The sequence below is a fragment of the Neorhizobium sp. R1-B genome (assembly GCF_004368875.1).
Classification (GTDB): Bacteria; Pseudomonadota; Alphaproteobacteria; order Rhizobiales; family Rhizobiaceae; genus Neorhizobium; species Neorhizobium huautlense.
The window spans coordinates 380,142-397,523 of record NZ_SOEM01000003.1 but is presented as its reverse complement, the minus strand read 5'-3'; the positions used below and the strand labels follow the sequence as shown (position 1 = coordinate 397,523).

The window sequence follows — 17,382 nt, the reverse complement described above, 5'->3', positions numbered from 1 at the left end:
TGTCGGCTCCCTCTTACGTGTGGCAATCTTCAAGGTGTTAATGCATGCTGAGGCGAGCCAAGGCCGCACGGGTCATTTCCGACCCCGCACCAACCCACGTAACAAATAAGTACGGCAGAACCGTGGTTCAAGTGATCACGGCGGCGTTATATCATTACAATGTGGTAATGTTCCCGGGCTTCTCAGCGATATACGCGCTCGGAAAACTTCCGCATTCCGGACCGGATCATCAATTCATATACCATCCGGCGGCTCATGGGATTGTGCAGTCTTGCCACCTTCGAGCCGAGGAATTCAGTCTCCACGTGACGGAAGGCGAGCAGATCCGAAGCCTCGGTGATCGCATTGTAGTAGAATTCATGGAACTGCCTGCGGCACACATAGGTCTTGTATTTTGTCATGCAGAAGGTCGAGAACGCGCTCTTCTGCTGCCGCAGGAAATCGGCGACGCCGACCGTCACCTCCGGCCAGGCCGGATTGAACGTGTCGTCGAAGGCAATGACGCCGTGGTCGGCGAGCGTATCCATCGCGAGCGTGCTGTCTGCGGTGATGTGATCGAGCATGTGGCCGCCGTCGATGCTGAAGAAGCGCGGCCGGCCGATCCTGGCGATGATGTCTTCCGCCTGCAACCCGGTGCTGTCTGCCTTGATGATCAGGTCCTCATCGACGGGAACGCCGAGCCGCTGACCGTTTTCGATGAAGCGTCGGTATTGCGTGGCAGAGCCGTCCGCTACCTGGCCGATATCGAAAAGATCGATCCCGAGAACTTTGTCCCCGTCTTCGCAGATCTTCTTCAGCAGAAAATAAGAACGCCCGTAAAACACCCCGATCTCGGCAAGTCCTCCCTCCATCCCCTCTCGCTTCTGGGCCTGCAGAAGCGAGAGGAAGACCAGCGCGTCCGGCGGGTCGATATATCCCTCGACTGTCTGAAGGTCGTGGAAAATGAACTTCCGGAGGGTTGAGTTCATGCCTTGCTCGTTCCTCGGTCTGTAGTTGTCGAGCCGACGTTTTGAGATCACGCGATGTACATCTCCCGCCCTGGTTGAATTTCGCCGGACGATATTTTGCATTGCAACAAGTAAGACAAATGGAGCAAAAATTTGACGAGAGCCTAATCCGATTGATCTATGCGCAATGCTCACTTCCAGCTCGAACTATATTGGCGACGTCTGGACCTCGTCTCGCATAATGCCTACAGGCATTTTCGTTCTAGAGGGTGCGAACCGCTCCGGCGATATCGGCTGTAGTCGCCATAGGCCTGGCTCCTCGAAAGGCCGACATCCTTCAGTTGATCATCCGTCAACTCCAGGAGTGCCATCCGGTTTCGATGCTCACGGAATTTTCTGACGACCAGCATGATGAGCCGTGAAAGCATCAATCCGAGACGATGTGTTGAGGCGTTGTCTGTATCCTCCAGAGGCTTGCCGTCGTCCCGGTGCGGCAGTTGAAAGGCAAAGTCGCATGGCTCCGGCATGCGGTCGAAGACCGCCCGGTTCTCGTTCTTCATTGCTGTTCTCCTTGTAATTGTCTGCCGGTGCCCGGCAGGATGCGAGGCGGGCTATCATCCGCCTCGCGGTCCGACCGGCTACTTGGCGCCGGCTTGCGCGGTGCGTGCTGCCGCTTCGGCCTCGCGAAGGGCTTCGGCACATTCCTCGCAGCAGACCTCGACCGTCTTGCCGCCGATCTTCACGGCAATGCGCGTTGAATCGAGTTCGCAATCGCAGGCGGCGCAGGTGTTCTCTTTCATGGTGTCATCTCCCGATGTTGGCTTTTTACGGGAGAAGGAAACCATGTCGGCCGACCGGCCGCTGTCAGAATCTTTAGCGACTTTCGGAAAGGGTGCTCTACCGCAATCCCGCAAAGCGCTGGAATTCGGCGGGTGTGCGGCCATAGGCCTGACGGAAGGCGGACGAGAAATGGCTATGGCTTGAGAAGCCCAGTTCCAGCCCGAGCTGGGTCAGGTCGTCATAACTGCCGAGCAGATCGAGCGCGCGGGCGAGCCGGAGGCGAAGCTGGTAACGGTAGAGCGGGGTGCCCTCGACCTGCTGGAAGACTTGAGTGAGGTAAACGGGCGAAACGCCCGCCTCCCTCGCTATTTCTGCCAGCGTCCAGCGGCGGGTCAGATCTGCGGAAAGGGCAAGCTTGGCGCGGTCCACCAGCTTCTGCCGTCCCGCGCTTGCGCTCGCGGCATGGGCGGTTCGTTCGCCTACCGCCCGGCGCACCAGCGTCAAGCCCAGCGTTTCCGCCTCCAGCGTCTCGGCAGTGCCGCGAAGCAGGCTGTGGCGCAGCAGCGCCACAAGCGCCTGGGCGCGGGCGTCTATCCGGAGGCGCTGCTTGTTGAAGACGAAGCGGGAGCCTTTCGGATTCCGATGTTCGCTGGGGACCAGTTCTTCCAGCATGGATTCGGGAACATCCATGCTGAGACAGGCATCGCCGCCTTCGACCGGATGGCTGATCTGATAGCCCTCGTCGCAGTTGAAGAAGAGCACCTGATTGGCTTCGGCCACCGTGTCGTCGCGGCCGACGTGGCGCATGAACACGCCGCGATAGGGAAAGACGAGGCTTGTCGCATGCGAGCACTCCTCGCCGCTGCGGTGACGGCACTCGCCATTGCACATGACGTCGCGGACCGTGATCAGGCCGGTATCGAGCAGTTTTTTGACGGCGAACTGGCTCATGTGCCTCTCATCTGTTGAACGCAATATAAGCCTTGACGGCCCCGACAGCCACCCGTTTCGACACCTGCGCAGGAGGCGGCTGCCGCGTCTTAGGGCGAGTTTTCTCCGTCCTCGTAATGGAAAAGCTCATGCGAGCTGCGCCACATCCGGCGCAAGGCGGCACTTCGGCCCCTGAACTCCGCATCGAGAGTTTCGCATTTGGAAATACGGTCGTGGCGGAAGTGGCGAAAATCCTGGCGCAGTTCGCAAAACCCGGCAAGCAGCACGCCGTCGATATAGTAGACGACGGCAAGAGGGCAGACCGTCCTCTTTGTCTCATGACCGGTTCCATCGCGGTAACAGAAGCTCAGCTTGCGTTCTTCGCGGATGGCACGACGCAACAGGCGCATGTCGACCGTCGAATCCGGTATCGCATGCCAGGAGGAGACCAGAAGATGGGTTTCGCCGATCGGCGGCTGGGAGGAAGGCAGGACCGAATTGATCTTGGCCATCGCGGCGCTGCCCGCATCTTCCAGGCTGCGATCGCCGGTGCGCCCGATGAGCGACAGGCCGACGGTTATCGCTTCCATCTCCTCCGGAGTGAACATCAGGGGAGGGAGATCGAAGCCGCGCCGCATCACATAACCGATGCCGGCGGCACCCTCGATCGGCACGCGGGTCGCCTGCAGTGCCGCAATATCCCGATAGACCGTCCGTTTCGTCACCTCCAGACGGGAGGCAATCGCTTCGGCCGTCAGCGGCGATCGGGAGGCGCGCAACATCTGGATGATCTCGAACATGCGGCTCGAACGCGCCATCATTGCACTCCAAGGTGATCTCAGGCGATTGAACACTGCTGACAGGCTGCTGTCAGCACCAATCTGTTAGTCCGGCTTCAATCGCACCCAGCCTTCGGGACAGCCAATGAAATCTTCGCCCTATGTCGCCGGCCTTGTCATCATCCTGTTTTCCACCATCGCCCTCAGCACGGCGGGACTGATGGCGCGACTGGTATCGCTGGACAGTGCGACGATCCTCGTCTGGCGTGGTCTTGCCGGGGGCGCAGCCCTATTCCTGTTCTTCCTGATCACGTCGCCGCAGCGCAAGCTTCATGGACTTGGTCGCCTGGGCTGGCCGGGGATCGCGATTGCCGTCGTCTCCGCGGCCGGCATGGTTCTGTTCATTGCGGCGCTGCTTGAGACGAGCGTTGCGCATGTCTCGATCATTTTCGCGACATGCCCGTTCGTCTCGGCTGGCCTCGGTTTCCTCCTACTCGGGGAACGGCCGGGGCGGAGCGCGGTGGCGGCCAGCGTGGCGGCCGTGGGCGGGGTTGTCGTGATGGTCGGGACAGGGGAGGCCGGCAGCCTTTTCGGAGATTTCCTGGCTCTGGGGATGACCGTTTGCGTGGCCCTGATGACCGTACTGATGCGCCGTTACCCGGCTCAACCGGTTCTTCCCTCTGCCGGGCTCGCAGCCTTCCTCAGTGCGCTCGCCGCATTGTCATTTGCATCGCCGTTCTCAGCTTCGCTGGGAGATATCGCGATCGTCGCCTTCTTCGGCATCCTGGGGTTCGCGCTCGGCATCGGCCTGCTGCTTCATGGATCCCGTCTTCTGCCACCCGTCGAGACGGCGCTGATCGGCGCACTCGACGCGCCGCTCGCACCCCTCTGGGTCTGGCTGTTTCTCGGCGAAAGCCTGGACGAGGCAACCGTGATCGGCGGCAGCATCGTCATGGCGGGGGTCCTCTTCCACGTGCTGTGGGATCTGCGTCGGCGTCAAGTCGGGATCGAAGTCGGCCCTTAAGCCCGCAGCGCCTCGACCAGTTCCTGCATGTCCTCCGGCATCGCCGCCTCGAATTCCATCACCTCGCCGGTGCGGGGATGTTCGAAGACCAGCAGATAGGCGTGCAGCGCCTGGCGCGGGAAACTGTTGACGACGGTCTTTGCCGCTTCGGGCAAAAGGTTCGCCTTGGTCCTGAAACCCGCGGAATAATCCGGGTCGCCGATCAGCGGGTTGCCGACATGCGCCATGTGGACGCGGATCTGGTGGGTCCGGCCGGTTTCCAGCCGGCATTCGATCAGGGATGCCAGCGCCGTGGCGTCCGGTTTTTCGTGGAAGCGCTCGATCACCTCGTAATGGGTAACTGCCTCGCGGGCGTCGTCGCTGTCCTCGCGCTTCACCGCCCGCTTGGTGCGATCGGCACCGGAGCGGCCGAGCGGAGCATCGATCGTGCCCCGCAGCATGGCGGGGCGGCCCCAGACCACGGCCTGATAGGCGCGCTCCAGCGGACCGGAGCGGCCATGGTCGGCGAACTGCTCGGCAAGATGGCGGTGGGCGATGTCGTTCTTGGCGACGACCATCACACCGCTGGTATCCTTGTCGAGACGATGGACGATGCCGGGACGGCGGACGCCGCCGATGCCGGAGAGGCTGTCGCCGCAATGATGGATCAGTGCATTCACCAGGGTGCCGGTCCAGTTGCCGGCGCCGGGATGCACGACCAGACCGGCGGGCTTGGCGATGACGATCAGGTCGTCATCCTCGTAGAGGACCTCAAGCGGAATGTCCTCGCCCTTGGGTTCGGGATCCTCCGGCTCGGGAAGCGTGATTTCCACCGTGTCCCCCATATGGATCTTCTTCTTCGGCTCCGTCACCGGTTTGCCGTTCAGAAGCACAGCGCCCTGTTCGATCAGCGCCTTGATGCGGCTTCGTGAAAACTCACCTTCCAGGACGGTGGTCAACCAGGCGTCGAGCCGCCCTTCGGCCTCATCTCCGGCAGTGAGGACTTTCCTCGGGCGCTCTATCTCGTTAAAGGGATCGTTCATTTAATCTTTCCGGTAGCAATCCGACGCAAGGAACTCCCCATGCCCCAGCCCGATATCGAGGAACAGGAAGAGCCGCTTGATCCGGCAATGGAGAGAATCCGCCGGAAGATGGTGCTTCTGCAACTCGTTTCGGGCGGGATCTTGTTCGTCTGCTTTATGGCCGTCCTTGCAGCGGTTGTCTACAAGGTAGCGCAACGGCCCGATACCCCGGCGCCGGCGACCTCGGCAGGCGGCTTTGCCGTTCCCGCGGGCCAGCCGCTTGCAGCGACGGCCGAACTGCCGGCGGGTTTCAACATTCAGTCGGTATCGCTTTCCGGCGGCCAGATCCTGTTCTACGGTCTTCTCGACGGCGACCAGAAGATATTCATCTTCGATCTCTCGGCCGGCCGCATCGTTGCCGACGTGGCGGTCGGCGTCCCCCGATAGTGGCGCCGATCCGAATCGGCGATGCGGACGATCCGCGGATCGCCGAGTTCCGGTTTATCCGTGATCGCGACCTGACGGGCCGGGAGGGGCGGTTCATTGCGGAGGGGACGGTGGTCCTCAGGATGCTCGCAGCCGCCCACCGCCAAGGAGGGGCGTTCGTTGCCGAAAAGATCCTGCTGCTGGAAAACCGGGTGGCGGGGCTCGCCGACATCCTTTCCGCTTTTCCCCGGGACATTCCCGTCTATGTCGCGTCCGGCACCGTGCTTGACGAGATCGCAGGCTTCCATCTGCATCGCGGGGTGCTGGCGCTCGGCAGGCGGCAGCGCGATCCCTCCGCAGCAGAGTTGATGGCCGCCCTGCCGGAAAAGGCGCTGGTGGTCGCGGCATTCGGCATTTCCAACCACGACAATATCGGCTCCATCTTCCGCAATGCCGCTGCTTTCGGTGCGGACGCGGTGCTCCTCGACCAAAGCTGCTGCGATCCGCTTTACCGCAAGGCGCTCAGGGTCTCGGTCGGCTCCGTGCTCTCCGTGCCCTATGCCCGCAGCGGCAGCATGGCCGAAGTCCTGGCAGCCCTCATGGAAAACGGTTGCGCCGTGTGGGGGCTTTCCCCGGCCGGTGCCGTGGAAATGCGGTCTGTTCCGGCTTCCGATCGCATGGCCCTGATTACGGGCACGGAAGGTGAGGGCCTGCCGGCGGATGTGCTCTCGCGCATCCATACCGCAAGGATTGCCCAAACGCCGGGCCTCGACAGTCTGAACGCGGCGACGGCGACCGGCATCGCGCTCTACGAGATCGCCATGGCGCAAGGCCGGCTATAGACGTTTTGCTCCGGCTAGCCGGCCGCGTCCTGCGCGGCCGCCAATCTCTTCTTCGATTTTGCCGCGAGGCTCTCCCGGTTGCCGTTGCCCGACTTGCCGGAGAGGATCTTGTGGATGGGCGACGACGAACCTTCGCTCAGTGCCGTCAGCGCCACCATATCGGCGGCGATCGAGGCAAGCTCGTCGCGAATGGCCTGATCGCTGCCGCCTTTGTCGCTCTGAAGCCGCTCCGACAAGGCCGTTGCGTGATTGCGTACGTCTTCGGCCATATCTGCGATCATCGGGTCGGCGTCCGCGTCCTGCGCGAGCAGGGATTGTCCCGGCATCGGTGCGTGGGGCAGTTCGCGCAGAACGACGTCCTGCGCCGTTATCTTCTTCTTGGGAACGGGTGGTTTCATCTCTGATTGGGTCAGGGCTGCATCGCGAAGCGCCCGGCTTGCGCCTCGAGCCTCCGCATTTGCAGCTTTCAGTTTTTCCCGCAGGCGGCTGATTTCGGCGAGCCGCCGTTCGAGCGCATTTTCCTTGTCGGCGCGGTCGGCGATCTCGCGCGCCAGCTTTTCTTCCAGCCGCTGGACGCGATGCTCTTCCTGGCCCAGCCGGTTTTCGGCGTCCCTGGCTCGGGCCGCCTGCGCTTTCAGATCGTTGCGCAGCGTATCGCGCTCGTCTCGCAATGCGGTGATCCGGAATTTAAGGTTCTCCACTTCCGTATCCCGGGTCGACAGGTCAATCCGGAAATTGTCGGCTTCGGCGATCTGCAGCAGTTGGCGCTGCTGAAGATTGTCGATTTCCAGATCCCTGGCCGCGATCTTTTCTTCTGCCGCCTCCATTGCCGCCTTCAGCTGCTGGATATAGCTGTCTTCCTGGCGAAGACGGGAGCGCGCCTCGGCTGCCTCGACGTCCAGGTTCTCGATCTGGATGCGCAGTTCGATTGCCTCGCCCTGCAGGCGTTTCACCTCTTCTGACAGGGAGTCGTTCCGAAGCTGCAGCGAAATCGCCTTCTCTCGCTCATGAACCAGCTCCTGCTGTGTCCGTGCGTTTTCGGCCGCATAGACGGCGCGTGCCATGTCGCGCTGGGCGCGCACTTCCTGCGGGCTGATCGGCAGTGTCGCCTTGATGCGGTTTTCCGTATAGCGCACGATCCGCCCATGGATCGCCGGCGCGACGAGCATTGCGAGAAGTGCGGCGCTCAGAAAACCCAAGCCGAACAGGAGAGCAAATTCGATCACGACGAGGCCGTTTCGCAGGCTGGACGGGAATGACGATGTTTAAGCATGCACGGATGCAACCGGCAAGCACCCTTTGGGCGATTGCCCGATCCATCGGTCGCTCTGGTCGATTCCATGAAAGTCCCTCCGATCTCCGGAGGGAAGAATGCCCGGCCTCAGAATGGGTTCCAGGTGGGTGCGCGCGTAAGCTTCAAATACCCGACATTGATGCCGAGGCGGGCGCCGAGCCCGGTGCGGATCGGCACCAGGATCACGTTGTTGTTGCGCAGAACGGTCATGCCGACGCCAGCCACCACGAAGGCCGAGCCCGAAACGCCGCCGAAGCGGGCATAGAGCGCGTCCACCGAGGGGAGGTCGTAGACGAGCATCATCGCCCGCGTCCCCTGTCCGCCGTAGTCGATGCCGAGCGAAGGGCCTTGCCAGAAGGCCGGGTGCTGGCCGGCATTCTTCGTGTAGAGCTCGCCCTCTCCGTAAGTCAGGCCGGCGATGAAGGCGCCCGAACCTTCCTGGCCCAGGATATAGCCGTTCGGAAGGCCGTATTTCTGGAAGGCGTTTTCGACGACTTTGGCAAGCCCGCCGCTGGCGGAGCCGAAGAAGCCATGGCCGGCATCGATGATCTCCTGCGCCGTATACTGGTTCGAACCCTGCTGGGCGGACGCGGTGCAGGTTGAGAAGAGCACGGCTGCGATCATCGCAAACAGCGTCGCGGCAAACTGTGCGAAGGCGGAGGATGTGCGGATGCGCATAGTCAGATCCATCGATTGTATCGTACGGGGTCGGGCCTTTTACATCATGCTTAAGGCTTGGCTATTTTGGAGGCATGGTCTTAATAATCGGTTTACCAAATATGGTGTCATTATGGCCGCCATCATAGCACCATCTCCGCGCAATCTTGGCGTGGCAGAGCAACCTCGGCGCAGATCGCAAATCAGGAGACTCCCATGCCGAAGAATCCGAATCTCACCCTGAGTGGGCCAGATCTGGCGGCGCTTCTGTGCAGCCGTGTCTGCCACGACGTCATCTCACCGGTCGGCGCCATCAACAACGGTCTCGAATTGCTGGACGAGGGCGCCGGCGACAGCGATGCGCTCGATCTCATCCGTACCTCTGCCGTCAACGCTTCCGTCCGCCTCAAGTTTGCGCGCCTTGCCTTCGGCGCCTCCGGTTCGGTGGGAGCGTCCATCGATACCGGTGAGGCGGAGAAGGCGGCAAAGGATTTTGCCATCGCCGAAAAGAAGACCGAAGTCTCCTGGAATGGCCCCAGGGCGATCATCGCCAAGAACCGGGTCAAGCTGCTGCTCAACCTCTTCCTCGTCGCCTATGCAGGCATTCCGCGCGGCGGTTCGGTCGATGTTACGCTGGAAAACCCGGAATATGATGCAAAGTTCGTCATCACGATTAAGGGCCGCATGATGCGCGTGCCGGCAAAGTTCGTCGAGATCGCCAACGGTACTCTGGAAGAGCCGATCGACGCCCATACGGTCCAGCCCTACTACACGGTCCTGCTTGCCGAAGAATGCGGTATGGATCTGAAGCATGTGGTATCGGAAGACAAAATCGTCTTCATCGCCGAAGCTGTGGCGGCCTGAGACGATCCCCCAAAAATCGCTGTTCCAGGTAACCATTCATTAGCGCCGTGCCCGTAATGATAATTGCTCACAGCCCAGCGAGGCTGCAGCATCAAGGGAAGCACGATGCAGCGTTTGATGATTGCTGATTCGTCGGACGTCGTCCGCAAAGTCGGCAAACGGATCCTTTCGGAATTGGGTTTTCTCGTCGCCGAAGCTGGCAGCGCTCGCGAAGCGGTGCTTCGCTGCCAGACCGATTTGCCGAATTTCCTCATCGTCGACGCGACACTCGATGATGCGCTTGGCTTGATCGCTTCCGTCAGGGCAATGCCGAACGGGAAGAGCGTGCGCATCTTCTATTGCGTCATCGAAGCGGACCTCAAGAGGATGATGGCAGGCAAGCGCGCCGGTGCGGATGACTTCCTCCTGAAGCCGTTCGACCGCAAGATATTGACCTCGGTCTTCTCCGGCTTCGCCCAGGCCGCCTGATCCCAAATCCGCCTTTTGTGACCGTTCTGATTTTTCGCAGAGCTGGCTCCCGTTCGTTGACGTCAGCGGCATAAAAAAGCGCCCGCCGGACGGGCCGGCGGGCGTTCTCGAAAAGGGGAAGGTCAGTCTGTCAGGCGGTCTCGGCGTATTCGGTGCTGTCCGGCTCGCGCAGCACATAGCCTCGGCCCCAGACGGTTTCGATGTAGTTGGCGCCGCCTGCGGCATTGGCGAGCTTCTTGCGCAGCTTGCAGATGAAGACGTCGATGATCTTCAGTTCCGGCTCGTCCATGCCGCCGTAGAGGTGGTTCAGGAACATTTCCTTGGTGAGGGTGGTGCCCTTGCGGAGCGAGAGAAGCTCCAGCATCTGGTATTCCTTGCCCGTCAGGTGGACACGCTGGCCGCCGACTTCGACGGTCTTGGCGTCGAGGTTCACGATCAGTTCGCCGGTGACGATGATCGATTGAGCATGGCCCTTGGAGCGGCGGACGATGGCGTGGATACGAGCGACCAGTTCGTCCTTGTGGAACGGCTTGGTCATGTAGTCATCGGCGCCGAAGCCCAGCCCGCGGACCTTGTCCTCGATTCCGGCCATGCCGGACAGGATGAGGATGGGAGTCTTGACCTTTGAAAGCCTCAAAGTGCGGAGCACTTCGTAACCCGACATGTCGGGGAGATTGAGGTCGAGAAGGATGATGTCGTAGTCGTAGAGTTTGCCGAGGTCGACACCCTCTTCACCGAGATCGGTGGTGTAAACGTTGAAGCTTTCCGATTTCAGCATCAGCTCGATGGACTGGGCCGTCGCGCTGTCATCTTCGATGAGTAGAACCCGCATATTTTTCCCCTTTACCGCCGCGTAAGGTACCTGATTGCCCCCTTACTCGTTACGGATCCAGACTGAGCCTGATTTGGAAGCTGCCACTAAATGGTTAACAAATTATGATTCCCTATGGCAAGGTACATCAATTCGTTAAGCAAAATTAGTAGCAGCCTGTTTTCCCTTATGGATTGGCCATCACCAAACTTGAATCAACGGATGAGGAAATTCCGCTAAGTGATTCATACGACTCTTACATCGTCGCGGCCAAATCAGGCCCTGGCATTTACCGACCCTTAAACGATCGGGATTATCATTAATGATGCCCGTAAACGAAAGGTTAACGCGGCGGCGAATTTATTAACGCCGCGGAAATTTTTTGGTCCGGAGTGTAACAGAGCGGATACACGGGCCTGGGTCTCGCTATCCACGGAGTATTGCGTATGAAGTCGCGTGACAGTCTGGTTCGCCTGAAAGGATTTCAGGTTAACGAAAAACGTCGTCAGCTGCAGCAATTGCAGATGATGATGGCCGAATTCGAGCGAATGTCTAAAGAGCTCGAGCATCAGATCACGGTCGAAGAGAAAAAATCCGGGATCGCCGACCCGAATCACTTCGCCTATCCAACCTTCGCGAAGGCCGCCCGCCAGCGTGCGGACAATCTTCAGGTTTCGATTCGCGAGTTGAAGGTTCAGCAGGAAGCTGCCGAACTGGCGCTCGAGGAGGCGGAAGCAGAACTCGCCAAGGCCTCGGCGCTTGAAGAGCGCGATGGCGGCATGCGCGCCCGGGCCTGATCAGCCGGGCGTCCCGTCGCGGAGTTTGTAAAAGGGGCGGCGCCTTGGCGCCTGTGCCCCATTTCCGTTTGTAATCTCGTTCAGAGACGGTCCCCGCACTGCAGGGCCTATCGCAGGATATCCTGCCAATCCGGATGGCGCTCCACCTGGCTCTTGAAAAACGGGCAGAGCGGAATGATTTTCCATCCGCCCTTGCGGGCCTCTTCGACCGCATGCAGCGCCAGGGCCTGCCCGACACCCTTGCCTCGTAACTTATCGGGTACGCCGGTGTGATCGATGATGATCAGTTGGGGCGAGGCACGGGAATAGCTCATTTCGGCGTAATGGCCGCCGAGTTCGGCGATGTAACGCCCGCCCGATCGTGTTTCCTCATGTGCGATATTCATGCTGGCTCCGTTTTTTCCTTGCAACGCATGATGTAATACGCAGGAGATGAGAGGGAAACAGCGGTTCGCGCTCCGAAAGGGAGACGCACCGTCAACCGGAGCATGGGATGATTTGGCTGCGGTCGCTTCTTCTAATCCTGGCGGCCAGCTTTCTGGCGCTCGGCCTTTTTCTGCCGATCATCCGTTTCGATAAGCTCTACTTCTTCAGCGAGGCACCTTCGCTGATCGAGCTGGTGGCGGCGCTTTTTCGAGAGGGAGATATTGTGCTGTTTCTGGTGGTCGGCCTGTTTTCGATCGTTTTCCCGATCGTGAAGCTGATCGGTCTCGCAGTGCAGCTTTTGAGCCGGGCCGGGGAGGCCGGGCTTTTCCGCCGCGCGATGCCGCATCTCTCCAAGTGGTCCATGATGGATGTGATGCTGGTGGCGATCGTCGTTTTCGCGGCGAAAAGCAGTGGTCTGGCAACGGCGGTTTCCCAACCCGGCCTGTGGTTCTACGCAGCTTCCGCCGTCATTGCCGGTCTGCTGCCCACTTTGGCCGGGACCGGCAAGAAAAGCGTCGCGCGCCGAACAAACTGAAAGGTGCCGTTGCATCTCTTGCAGCGGCACCTTGTTTTCGGCGCGGTAAAACGAATTCTTCTAGTGGCGGTATTGCTGGATGCGGGTCGTCCGCAGGCCCGCCAAGCCATGATCATTGATGGAAGACTGCCAGGACAAAAATTCCTCGACGGTCAGGGTGTAACGCTCGCAGGCTTCTTCCAAGCTCAACAGGCCACCGCGAACCGCCGCGACAACCTCAGCCTTGCGACGGATCACCCAGCGGCGCGTATTGGCCGGCGGAAGGTCCGCAATCGTAAGCGGGCTGCCATCGGGGCCGATGACATATTTTACTCGGGGACGGATCATTTCGGTCATTGGACTCTCTACACAACACAAGACCACGTCGGAGAGCCTAGCGCCGCAGTTTTAACATTTGACTAAACAGCCGCGCGCATTTGTTCCTAGACGTCAAAAGGCGTGCTGGCGCGCATTTTCCGGCGCGGCTGGATCTGTCAGGCGCCGGAAAGGAGCGCGCGTCAAGCGCCGTTACCACCTCGCGGGCGGAGAAAAAGGATGAGCAAAATCAACATGCTTTGCCGCCGCGGACCTCGGCGAGGATGGTGCCGAAGATGATGCGCAGGTCGAGCAGCAGCGAAAAATTATCAATATAATGGAGATCGCAGACAATGCGGGCGCGGGCTTTCCCGGGACTGTCCGCTGGCCCGCGAAGGCCGCGCATCTGTGCCAAACCGGTCATGCCGGGCTTGACCAGGTGGCGACGGTGGTAGTCCGAAACCAGCTCCTCATAGGGAATGCCGGCCGCCAGCATGGCGATGGCGTGGCAGCCAGGACCAACCAGGGACATCTCGCCTTTCAGGACGTTGAGGAGCTGCGGCAGCTCATTGATATTGGTCTTGCGGATGATTGAACCTATCCGGCTGACGTGGGGATCGCCCCCGACCGTCTTGGCAACGCCAGTCGCGTCGGCGAGACCGGTGCGCGTCGAGCGAAACTCGTAGACGCCGATCCTGCGACGGTCCTTGCCCCAGCGGACCTGGGTGACCAGTGCCGGGCCCGGGCTGTCGAGCCGGATCAGGAGCGCCACCATCAGCATGAGCGGCAGAAGCGTGACAAGGGAGGTCAGAGAGACGGCGATGTCCAACCCGCGCTTGACTGCCAATTGGGGTCGCAAGGCGGCATTCCGTCCATGAGGAGACGAGGCCGTCCCAAGATCGGACGCTAGCTTCCCCGCATCGTGGTCTCTTACCCCCACATAAGCGGTTTCTCCATGCAGATCAGGAACACGCAACCCCTTCGCCCGCATATTCACCCCCGCAGCCCCCTGCCGGTTACTAGGGTTTCTAAATATTACACCTTCCTGCGCGAGTCATCCGCCAAGTTAATATCTGGTTAACGATGAATAGAACCTTTCTCGCTTTCCAGTGTCAAAGCATTGTCAAAAACAACTCGGTTTTTCCTGGCCCCAACGCGAGTTCTGCATTTCCCTCGTGGCCGAGCGTGAGATAATCGCCTGCCGACAGGGAGAAAACTCCACAGGCAGACTGCATTTGGGCTCCGCCCGCGAGACCGGCAATGGAAATAAGGGTCTGTGAACCGTTGAGCATCAGGCTGGTTGTATGGCCCGAAGAGGTCTGCACTGCGATATTCACACCGACCAGGTAAAGGCCGGCGGCAGGGACCAGCACACGGTTGCCGCCGGCGGACACTGCGGCGCCGAGCGCTACTCCGCCCTGCGCAAGCGCCAAAGTCGTGAATCCGCTCTGCTGCCCGGAGGAGGGAGAGAAGCTGGTGCCGGTGCGGTGGGCTCGGGCAGCGGGCTGATTGGGCTTTGCGACATGCCCGGCTGCGGAAATGGTGAGGCCGGTGTTCCAGGTGCTGCCGTCACTTACCTTCACCGAGAAGCCGTCGTTGCCGGCCAGGCCCATTTCGGCATGGCCAACCCAGTTGGTCTGGAAGAGCAGCGAGGCGGTATCGGTCGCCGCGGCCTTGTTGATCTTGATCTGATGGCCGGAGCCGGCATGGTTGAAGAGGCTCGCCGGAGAAGAGACAGCGAGCCTGTTCGTGCCGTCCGGGGTGGTGCTGATGCCGAGTTGCTCAAGGCTGCCGCTCGCCGGCAGAGGAATGTCCTGCCACTCGACGCCGGTGAAGACCTTCAGTCTCGAGTTCACGGCGAACCATGCCCGCCATCCGATTTTCGGTTGAGAGAAAGCCCAGTAGCCGTCCTGCCATGATGCGATCTGCGCCTGCCTGCCGGTCCAGGCACCGGTCGGGGCGGCCGCGACAAGATAACAATCGCCTTCCGCCGGAGAACCGGGCGGCATCGCCTGTTCGGCGACAATCGCCAGGTGCACGAGCGCGTCCAGTTTCAGCAGCGCTTCGTTATGGGTGACGTGTTTCTGCGCCTGCGAAGGCAGGATGAAGGGCATTTCCAGGTTGGCGGTGGTATCGGCCATAATCTCTCTCCGTTCTCGTTCGAAACGGAGCTTAAGCTTTAGGGGGAGGGTGGGGAGATGGATTGGCCCAAGGCCTTGATAAGGCTCGATCCCGATCGCCGGTTGTGCCTCATTTCTTTTGCCGATCCGGCATCAGCCGGCGCGAGGCAACTGGCGCCGGGTGCACTACTCCTGATGCTGCAAGAAGACCACGCCGTCATAGCTGAGCGAGAAGTTCGACAAGGCATACGTCCCGTCATCCCGCTGCTTTACGAGATCTCCCGACACCGAAACGATGCTGTTCAGGCCTTCGGATAGGTCGAGCAGGTTGCCCTTGAAGCGCTCCACCCAGCTCTCGTTAAGAGCCTGAAGCCAAGCCGGCTTGTCGTGCGTGCTGTTCACGCGTTCCTGATACATGTTCAGCTGCTCGACCGTCTGCTTGATCCTCCCGACGATATCCTGAGCCTGCCCCTTGAAGGAGTTCGCGACGAATTCGGGATTTTCCCGTTTCATCCTCGCCATCATCTGGCGGGTCACTTCGGCCGCCTCATCTCGCGTTTCTCTCTGGCGCAAGATGGAGGCCACGGTATCAGGAGCATAGACTTCAGCGAGTTCTTCTGGCGTGGCATTAAGCCAAAACTGGTTTTCCTCATGGACGCTTTTGAACTGAGCGCCTGTCGGTCCAGGCTTCTCCGTCGACGGTTCGGCCAATTTACCTGCCCGGTTGTAGATAAAACTGTCGGTGTCATCATGATCCCCCGCAGCCAAGGCCTGGGAAACCGCTTCAACTTCCGAAACGCTGAGGTTTCCGACAGCAGATGAGGCGGCCGGGCTCCCCACATCTTTTGCCACCCCGCCAGCAGCCTTATCGCTACTCTCGGACCGCAGACCTTCGATATAGGTCTTGAGCGTTAAGCCATAATAGGATGTTGACCCGATCGTCGTCATGAGTGCCTCTTCTCATTGTTTCCCTCTCTGATTGCATGTCATCCTTGCCTGGAACTAGCAGCATCATCGCGTCGTGGAGCTTCGGAGGTGTAAAAGAGAGTCCCCAAGAGATTTCTCCTGTCGTCCCTGGATTTGAGGCAGACATTCTCTTCAACTGAGTGGCACACGGACGCACATCCGACCGCGCCTTTTTCGGGCTGGCCTAAATGGAGGCTTCTAAGCAGATGCGGGCTCGCCGGAGAGATGCCGGATCGAGAGAGCAGGATTTCGGCTTTAACGTTAACGGCATCACGATGTTAAATTGCGGTAAGCGTCGGGTTTGGCTAATTTTTTGACAGAAGCTGCCGGTTTTTTGGAATATCTGGTCTTTGCCGCGCCAAATTGTTGAGAAGTGCCGCGTTTTTGACCGGCCCACGGCTTTTTGTCTTCACATTTCTTGCGAAACCGGTATGGAATGCGGTCAAGAACGTAAGAACCCGCAAGGGGCGTAATACAAGAGATGCGGCCGTCTAAAGATCGCATCCGGGGGAAAGTATATGGAGTATTTTATCCAGCAGCTCATAAACGGGCTGACTCTTGGATCCATCTATGGCCTTGTGGCAATCGGCTATACGATGGTTTATGGCATCATCGGCATGATCAACTTCGCCCATGGCGATATTTTCATGCTCGGCGGCTTTGCTGCCCTCATCGTTTTCCTGATCCTCACGTCCTTCTTCGCCGGCATTCCGGTGGCGTTGCTTCTGCTGCTGATGCTCGTCATCGGCATGCTGATGACGGGGTTGTGGAACTGGACGATCGAGCGCGTGGCCTACCGGCCGCTGCGCGGCTCATTCCGGCTCGCGCCGCTGATCACAGCGATCGGCATGTCGATCGTCCTGTCGAACTTCATCCAGGTGACGCAGGGGCCGCGCAACAAGCCGATCCCGCCGCTGGTGACCGATGTTTTCCACGTCGGCGGCATTACTGTCTCATTAAAACAGATCCTCATCGTCGTCATCACGGCGGTGCTGCTGTTCGCCTTCTGGTACATCGTCAACAAGACGCCGCTCGGTCGCGCCCAGCGGGCGACCGAACAGGATCGCAAGATGGCGGCGCTGCTCGGCGTCGACGTCGACCGGACGATTTCGATCACCTTTATCATGGGGGCCGCTCTCGCAGCCGTCGCCGGTGCCATGTATCTGATGTATTACGGCGTCGCCTCGTTCAACGACGGCTTCATTCCGGGCGTCAAGGCCTTCACCGCGGCCGTTCTCGGCGGCATCGGCTCGCTGCCCGGTGCGGTTCTCGGCGGGCTGCTGATCGGCCTCATCGAATCGCTGTGGTCGGCCTATTTCTCCATCGCCTACAAAGATGTCGCCACGTTTGCGATCCTCGCTTTCGTGCTGATCTTCAAGCCGACCGGCATTCTCGGCCGGCCGGAAGTGGAGAAGGTGTAA

The 17,382-nt window shown here is 60.1% G+C and carries 22 protein-coding genes; 8 read left to right on the top strand and 14 right to left on the bottom strand.

What is annotated here, in order from left to right; all coding sequences use genetic code 11:
* Positions 1-182: 182 nt before the first annotated feature.
* The 5 genes from EDE05_RS06925 to EDE05_RS06910 form a co-directional block, all read right to left on the bottom strand.
* Positions 183-968, bottom strand: a complete 786-nt coding sequence (locus EDE05_RS06925; RefSeq protein ID WP_105373006.1) for a class I SAM-dependent methyltransferase — start codon at positions 966-968, stop codon at positions 183-185.
* 224 nt (positions 969-1,192) lie between these two features.
* Positions 1,193-1,507 (bottom strand): DUF1127 domain-containing protein, encoded by a 315-nt coding sequence (locus tag EDE05_RS27490; protein ID WP_342588635.1) that lies wholly within the window; start codon positions 1,505-1,507, stop codon positions 1,193-1,195.
* Positions 1,508-1,585: 78 nt separating this feature from the next.
* The gene (locus tag EDE05_RS26740) at positions 1,586-1,747 is read right to left on the bottom strand and encodes a hypothetical protein (protein ID WP_165924114.1); all 162 of its coding nucleotides are present in this window, start codon (positions 1,745-1,747) and stop codon (positions 1,586-1,588) included.
* 97 nt (positions 1,748-1,844) lie between these two features.
* Positions 1,845-2,678 carry an AraC family transcriptional regulator gene (locus EDE05_RS06915; protein WP_105373005.1) on the bottom strand — a complete coding sequence of 278 codons (834 nt, stop codon included), beginning with the start codon at positions 2,676-2,678 and terminating at the stop codon, positions 1,845-1,847.
* Between the two features lie 89 nt (positions 2,679-2,767).
* The gene (locus EDE05_RS06910; RefSeq protein WP_105373071.1) at positions 2,768-3,475 is read right to left on the bottom strand and encodes a YafY family protein; all 708 of its coding nucleotides are present in this window, start codon (positions 3,473-3,475) and stop codon (positions 2,768-2,770) included.
* Positions 3,476-3,581: 106 nt separating this feature from the next.
* On the opposite strand from EDE05_RS06910, the gene EDE05_RS06905 reads away from it, so the two are divergent.
* Entirely contained in the window at positions 3,582-4,460 is an 879-nt protein-coding gene (locus EDE05_RS06905) for a DMT family transporter (protein WP_132409285.1), read from the top strand.
* On the opposite strand, the gene EDE05_RS06900 is transcribed toward EDE05_RS06905, so the two are convergent.
* Positions 4,457-5,482 carry an RluA family pseudouridine synthase gene (locus EDE05_RS06900; protein ID WP_132409283.1) on the bottom strand — a complete coding sequence of 342 codons (1,026 nt, stop codon included), beginning with the start codon at positions 5,480-5,482 and terminating at the stop codon, positions 4,457-4,459. The genes EDE05_RS06905 and EDE05_RS06900 overlap by 4 nt on opposite strands.
* Positions 5,483-5,521: 39 nt before the next feature.
* Between EDE05_RS06900 and EDE05_RS06895 the strand changes: the two genes are divergently transcribed.
* Together EDE05_RS06895 and EDE05_RS06890 are read left to right on the top strand one after the other, a co-directional pair.
* Positions 5,522-5,908, top strand: coding sequence for a hypothetical protein (locus EDE05_RS06895; RefSeq protein WP_105373002.1), 387 nt, complete (start codon positions 5,522-5,524; stop codon positions 5,906-5,908).
* Positions 5,908-6,729, top strand: coding sequence for an RNA methyltransferase (locus tag EDE05_RS06890; protein WP_105373001.1), 822 nt, complete (start codon positions 5,908-5,910; stop codon positions 6,727-6,729). Before EDE05_RS06895 ends, EDE05_RS06890 begins: the two co-directional genes overlap by 1 nt.
* A 14-nt stretch (positions 6,730-6,743) precedes the next feature.
* On the opposite strand, the gene EDE05_RS06885 is transcribed toward EDE05_RS06890, so the two are convergent.
* Together EDE05_RS06885 and EDE05_RS06880 are read right to left on the bottom strand one after the other, a co-directional pair.
* On the bottom strand, positions 6,744-7,955 hold the full coding sequence (locus tag EDE05_RS06885; protein WP_105373000.1) for a hypothetical protein: 1,212 nt from the start codon (positions 7,953-7,955) through the stop codon (positions 6,744-6,746).
* 155 nt (positions 7,956-8,110) lie between these two features.
* Positions 8,111-8,647 carry an EipA family protein gene (locus EDE05_RS06880; protein WP_245422930.1) on the bottom strand — a complete coding sequence of 179 codons (537 nt, stop codon included), beginning with the start codon at positions 8,645-8,647 and terminating at the stop codon, positions 8,111-8,113.
* Positions 8,648-8,896: 249 nt separating this feature from the next.
* On the opposite strand from EDE05_RS06880, the gene EDE05_RS06875 reads away from it, so the two are divergent.
* Together EDE05_RS06875 and EDE05_RS06870 are read left to right on the top strand one after the other, a co-directional pair.
* The gene (locus EDE05_RS06875) at positions 8,897-9,544 is read left to right on the top strand and encodes a histidine phosphotransferase family protein (RefSeq protein WP_105372999.1); all 648 of its coding nucleotides are present in this window, start codon (positions 8,897-8,899) and stop codon (positions 9,542-9,544) included.
* 105 nt (positions 9,545-9,649) lie between these two features.
* A complete protein-coding gene (locus EDE05_RS06870; RefSeq protein ID WP_105372998.1) occupies positions 9,650-10,012 on the top strand; it encodes a response regulator in 363 nt (120 codons plus the stop codon).
* A 130-nt stretch (positions 10,013-10,142) separates the two neighbouring features.
* On the opposite strand, the gene ctrA is transcribed toward EDE05_RS06870, so the two are convergent.
* The gene (gene ctrA, locus EDE05_RS06865; protein WP_105372997.1) at positions 10,143-10,844 is read right to left on the bottom strand and encodes a cell cycle two-component system response regulator CtrA; all 702 of its coding nucleotides are present in this window, start codon (positions 10,842-10,844) and stop codon (positions 10,143-10,145) included.
* A gap of 425 nt (positions 10,845-11,269) precedes the next feature.
* Between ctrA and EDE05_RS06860 the strand changes: the two genes are divergently transcribed.
* Positions 11,270-11,620 (top strand): flagellar export protein FliJ, encoded by a 351-nt coding sequence (locus EDE05_RS06860; protein ID WP_105372996.1) that lies wholly within the window; start codon positions 11,270-11,272, stop codon positions 11,618-11,620.
* A gap of 107 nt (positions 11,621-11,727) precedes the next feature.
* On the opposite strand, the gene EDE05_RS06855 is transcribed toward EDE05_RS06860, so the two are convergent.
* Positions 11,728-12,006, bottom strand: coding sequence for a GNAT family N-acetyltransferase (locus EDE05_RS06855; protein ID WP_105372995.1), 279 nt, complete (start codon positions 12,004-12,006; stop codon positions 11,728-11,730).
* 107 nt (positions 12,007-12,113) lie between these two features.
* On the opposite strand from EDE05_RS06855, the gene EDE05_RS06850 reads away from it, so the two are divergent.
* Positions 12,114-12,581, top strand: a complete 468-nt coding sequence (locus tag EDE05_RS06850; protein ID WP_105372994.1) for a paraquat-inducible protein A — start codon at positions 12,114-12,116, stop codon at positions 12,579-12,581.
* Positions 12,582-12,641: 60 nt separating this feature from the next.
* Here EDE05_RS06850 and EDE05_RS06845 read toward each other — a convergent pair whose 3' ends face one another.
* The 4 genes from EDE05_RS06845 to EDE05_RS06830 all read right to left on the bottom strand — a co-directional run bounded on the left by EDE05_RS06845 (position 12,642) and on the right by EDE05_RS06830 (position 15,943).
* Complete coding sequence (locus tag EDE05_RS06845; protein ID WP_018327815.1) at positions 12,642-12,917, bottom strand: DUF1153 domain-containing protein; 276 nt, start codon at positions 12,915-12,917, stop codon at positions 12,642-12,644.
* A 208-nt stretch (positions 12,918-13,125) separates the two neighbouring features.
* Complete coding sequence (locus EDE05_RS06840; protein WP_245422927.1) at positions 13,126-13,734, bottom strand: sugar transferase; 609 nt, start codon at positions 13,732-13,734, stop codon at positions 13,126-13,128.
* Positions 13,735-13,987: 253 nt separating this feature from the next.
* A complete protein-coding gene (locus EDE05_RS06835) occupies positions 13,988-15,016 on the bottom strand; it encodes a DUF2793 domain-containing protein (protein ID WP_132409281.1) in 1,029 nt (342 codons plus the stop codon).
* 165 nt (positions 15,017-15,181) lie between these two features.
* On the bottom strand, positions 15,182-15,943 hold the full coding sequence (locus EDE05_RS06830) for a hypothetical protein (protein WP_105372991.1): 762 nt from the start codon (positions 15,941-15,943) through the stop codon (positions 15,182-15,184).
* A 536-nt stretch (positions 15,944-16,479) separates the two neighbouring features.
* On the opposite strand from EDE05_RS06830, the gene EDE05_RS06825 reads away from it, so the two are divergent.
* A complete protein-coding gene (locus tag EDE05_RS06825) occupies positions 16,480-17,382 on the top strand; it encodes a branched-chain amino acid ABC transporter permease (RefSeq protein WP_105372990.1) in 903 nt (300 codons plus the stop codon).

What these genes read in the sequence shown, in the direction of transcription:
- EDE05_RS06925 (WP_105373006.1), bottom strand. Translation starts at nt 968, where the DNA reads ATGAACTCAACCCTCCGGAAGTTCATTTTCCACGACCTTCAGACAGTC.
- EDE05_RS27490 (WP_342588635.1), bottom strand. Translation starts at nt 1,507, where the DNA reads ATGAAGAACGAGAACCGGGCGGTCTTCGACCGCATGCCGGAGCCATGC.
- EDE05_RS26740 (WP_165924114.1), bottom strand. Translation starts at nt 1,747, where the DNA reads ATGAAAGAGAACACCTGCGCCGCCTGCGATTGCGAACTCGATTCAACG.
- EDE05_RS06915 (WP_105373005.1), bottom strand. Translation starts at nt 2,678, where the DNA reads ATGAGCCAGTTCGCCGTCAAAAAACTGCTCGATACCGGCCTGATCACG.
- EDE05_RS06910 (WP_105373071.1), bottom strand. Translation starts at nt 3,475, where the DNA reads ATGGCGCGTTCGAGCCGCATGTTCGAGATCATCCAGATGTTGCGCGCC.
- EDE05_RS06905 (WP_132409285.1), top strand. Translation starts at nt 3,582, where the DNA reads ATGAAATCTTCGCCCTATGTCGCCGGCCTTGTCATCATCCTGTTTTCC.
- EDE05_RS06900 (WP_132409283.1), bottom strand. Translation starts at nt 5,482, where the DNA reads ATGAACGATCCCTTTAACGAGATAGAGCGCCCGAGGAAAGTCCTCACT.
- EDE05_RS06895 (WP_105373002.1), top strand. Translation starts at nt 5,522, where the DNA reads ATGCCCCAGCCCGATATCGAGGAACAGGAAGAGCCGCTTGATCCGGCA.
- EDE05_RS06880 (WP_245422930.1), bottom strand. Translation starts at nt 8,647, where the DNA reads ATGATCGCAGCCGTGCTCTTCTCAACCTGCACCGCGTCCGCCCAGCAG.
- EDE05_RS06875 (WP_105372999.1), top strand. Translation starts at nt 8,897, where the DNA reads ATGCCGAAGAATCCGAATCTCACCCTGAGTGGGCCAGATCTGGCGGCG.
- EDE05_RS06870 (WP_105372998.1), top strand. Translation starts at nt 9,650, where the DNA reads ATGCAGCGTTTGATGATTGCTGATTCGTCGGACGTCGTCCGCAAAGTC.
- ctrA (WP_105372997.1), bottom strand. Translation starts at nt 10,844, where the DNA reads ATGCGGGTTCTACTCATCGAAGATGACAGCGCGACGGCCCAGTCCATC.
- EDE05_RS06860 (WP_105372996.1), top strand. Translation starts at nt 11,270, where the DNA reads ATGAAGTCGCGTGACAGTCTGGTTCGCCTGAAAGGATTTCAGGTTAAC.
- EDE05_RS06855 (WP_105372995.1), bottom strand. Translation starts at nt 12,006, where the DNA reads ATGAATATCGCACATGAGGAAACACGATCGGGCGGGCGTTACATCGCC.
- EDE05_RS06850 (WP_105372994.1), top strand. Translation starts at nt 12,114, where the DNA reads ATGATTTGGCTGCGGTCGCTTCTTCTAATCCTGGCGGCCAGCTTTCTG.
- EDE05_RS06845 (WP_018327815.1), bottom strand. Translation starts at nt 12,917, where the DNA reads ATGACCGAAATGATCCGTCCCCGAGTAAAATATGTCATCGGCCCCGAT.
- EDE05_RS06835 (WP_132409281.1), bottom strand. Translation starts at nt 15,016, where the DNA reads ATGGCCGATACCACCGCCAACCTGGAAATGCCCTTCATCCTGCCTTCG.
- EDE05_RS06830 (WP_105372991.1), bottom strand. Translation starts at nt 15,943, where the DNA reads ATGACGACGATCGGGTCAACATCCTATTATGGCTTAACGCTCAAGACC.
- EDE05_RS06825 (WP_105372990.1), top strand. Translation starts at nt 16,480, where the DNA reads ATGGAGTATTTTATCCAGCAGCTCATAAACGGGCTGACTCTTGGATCC.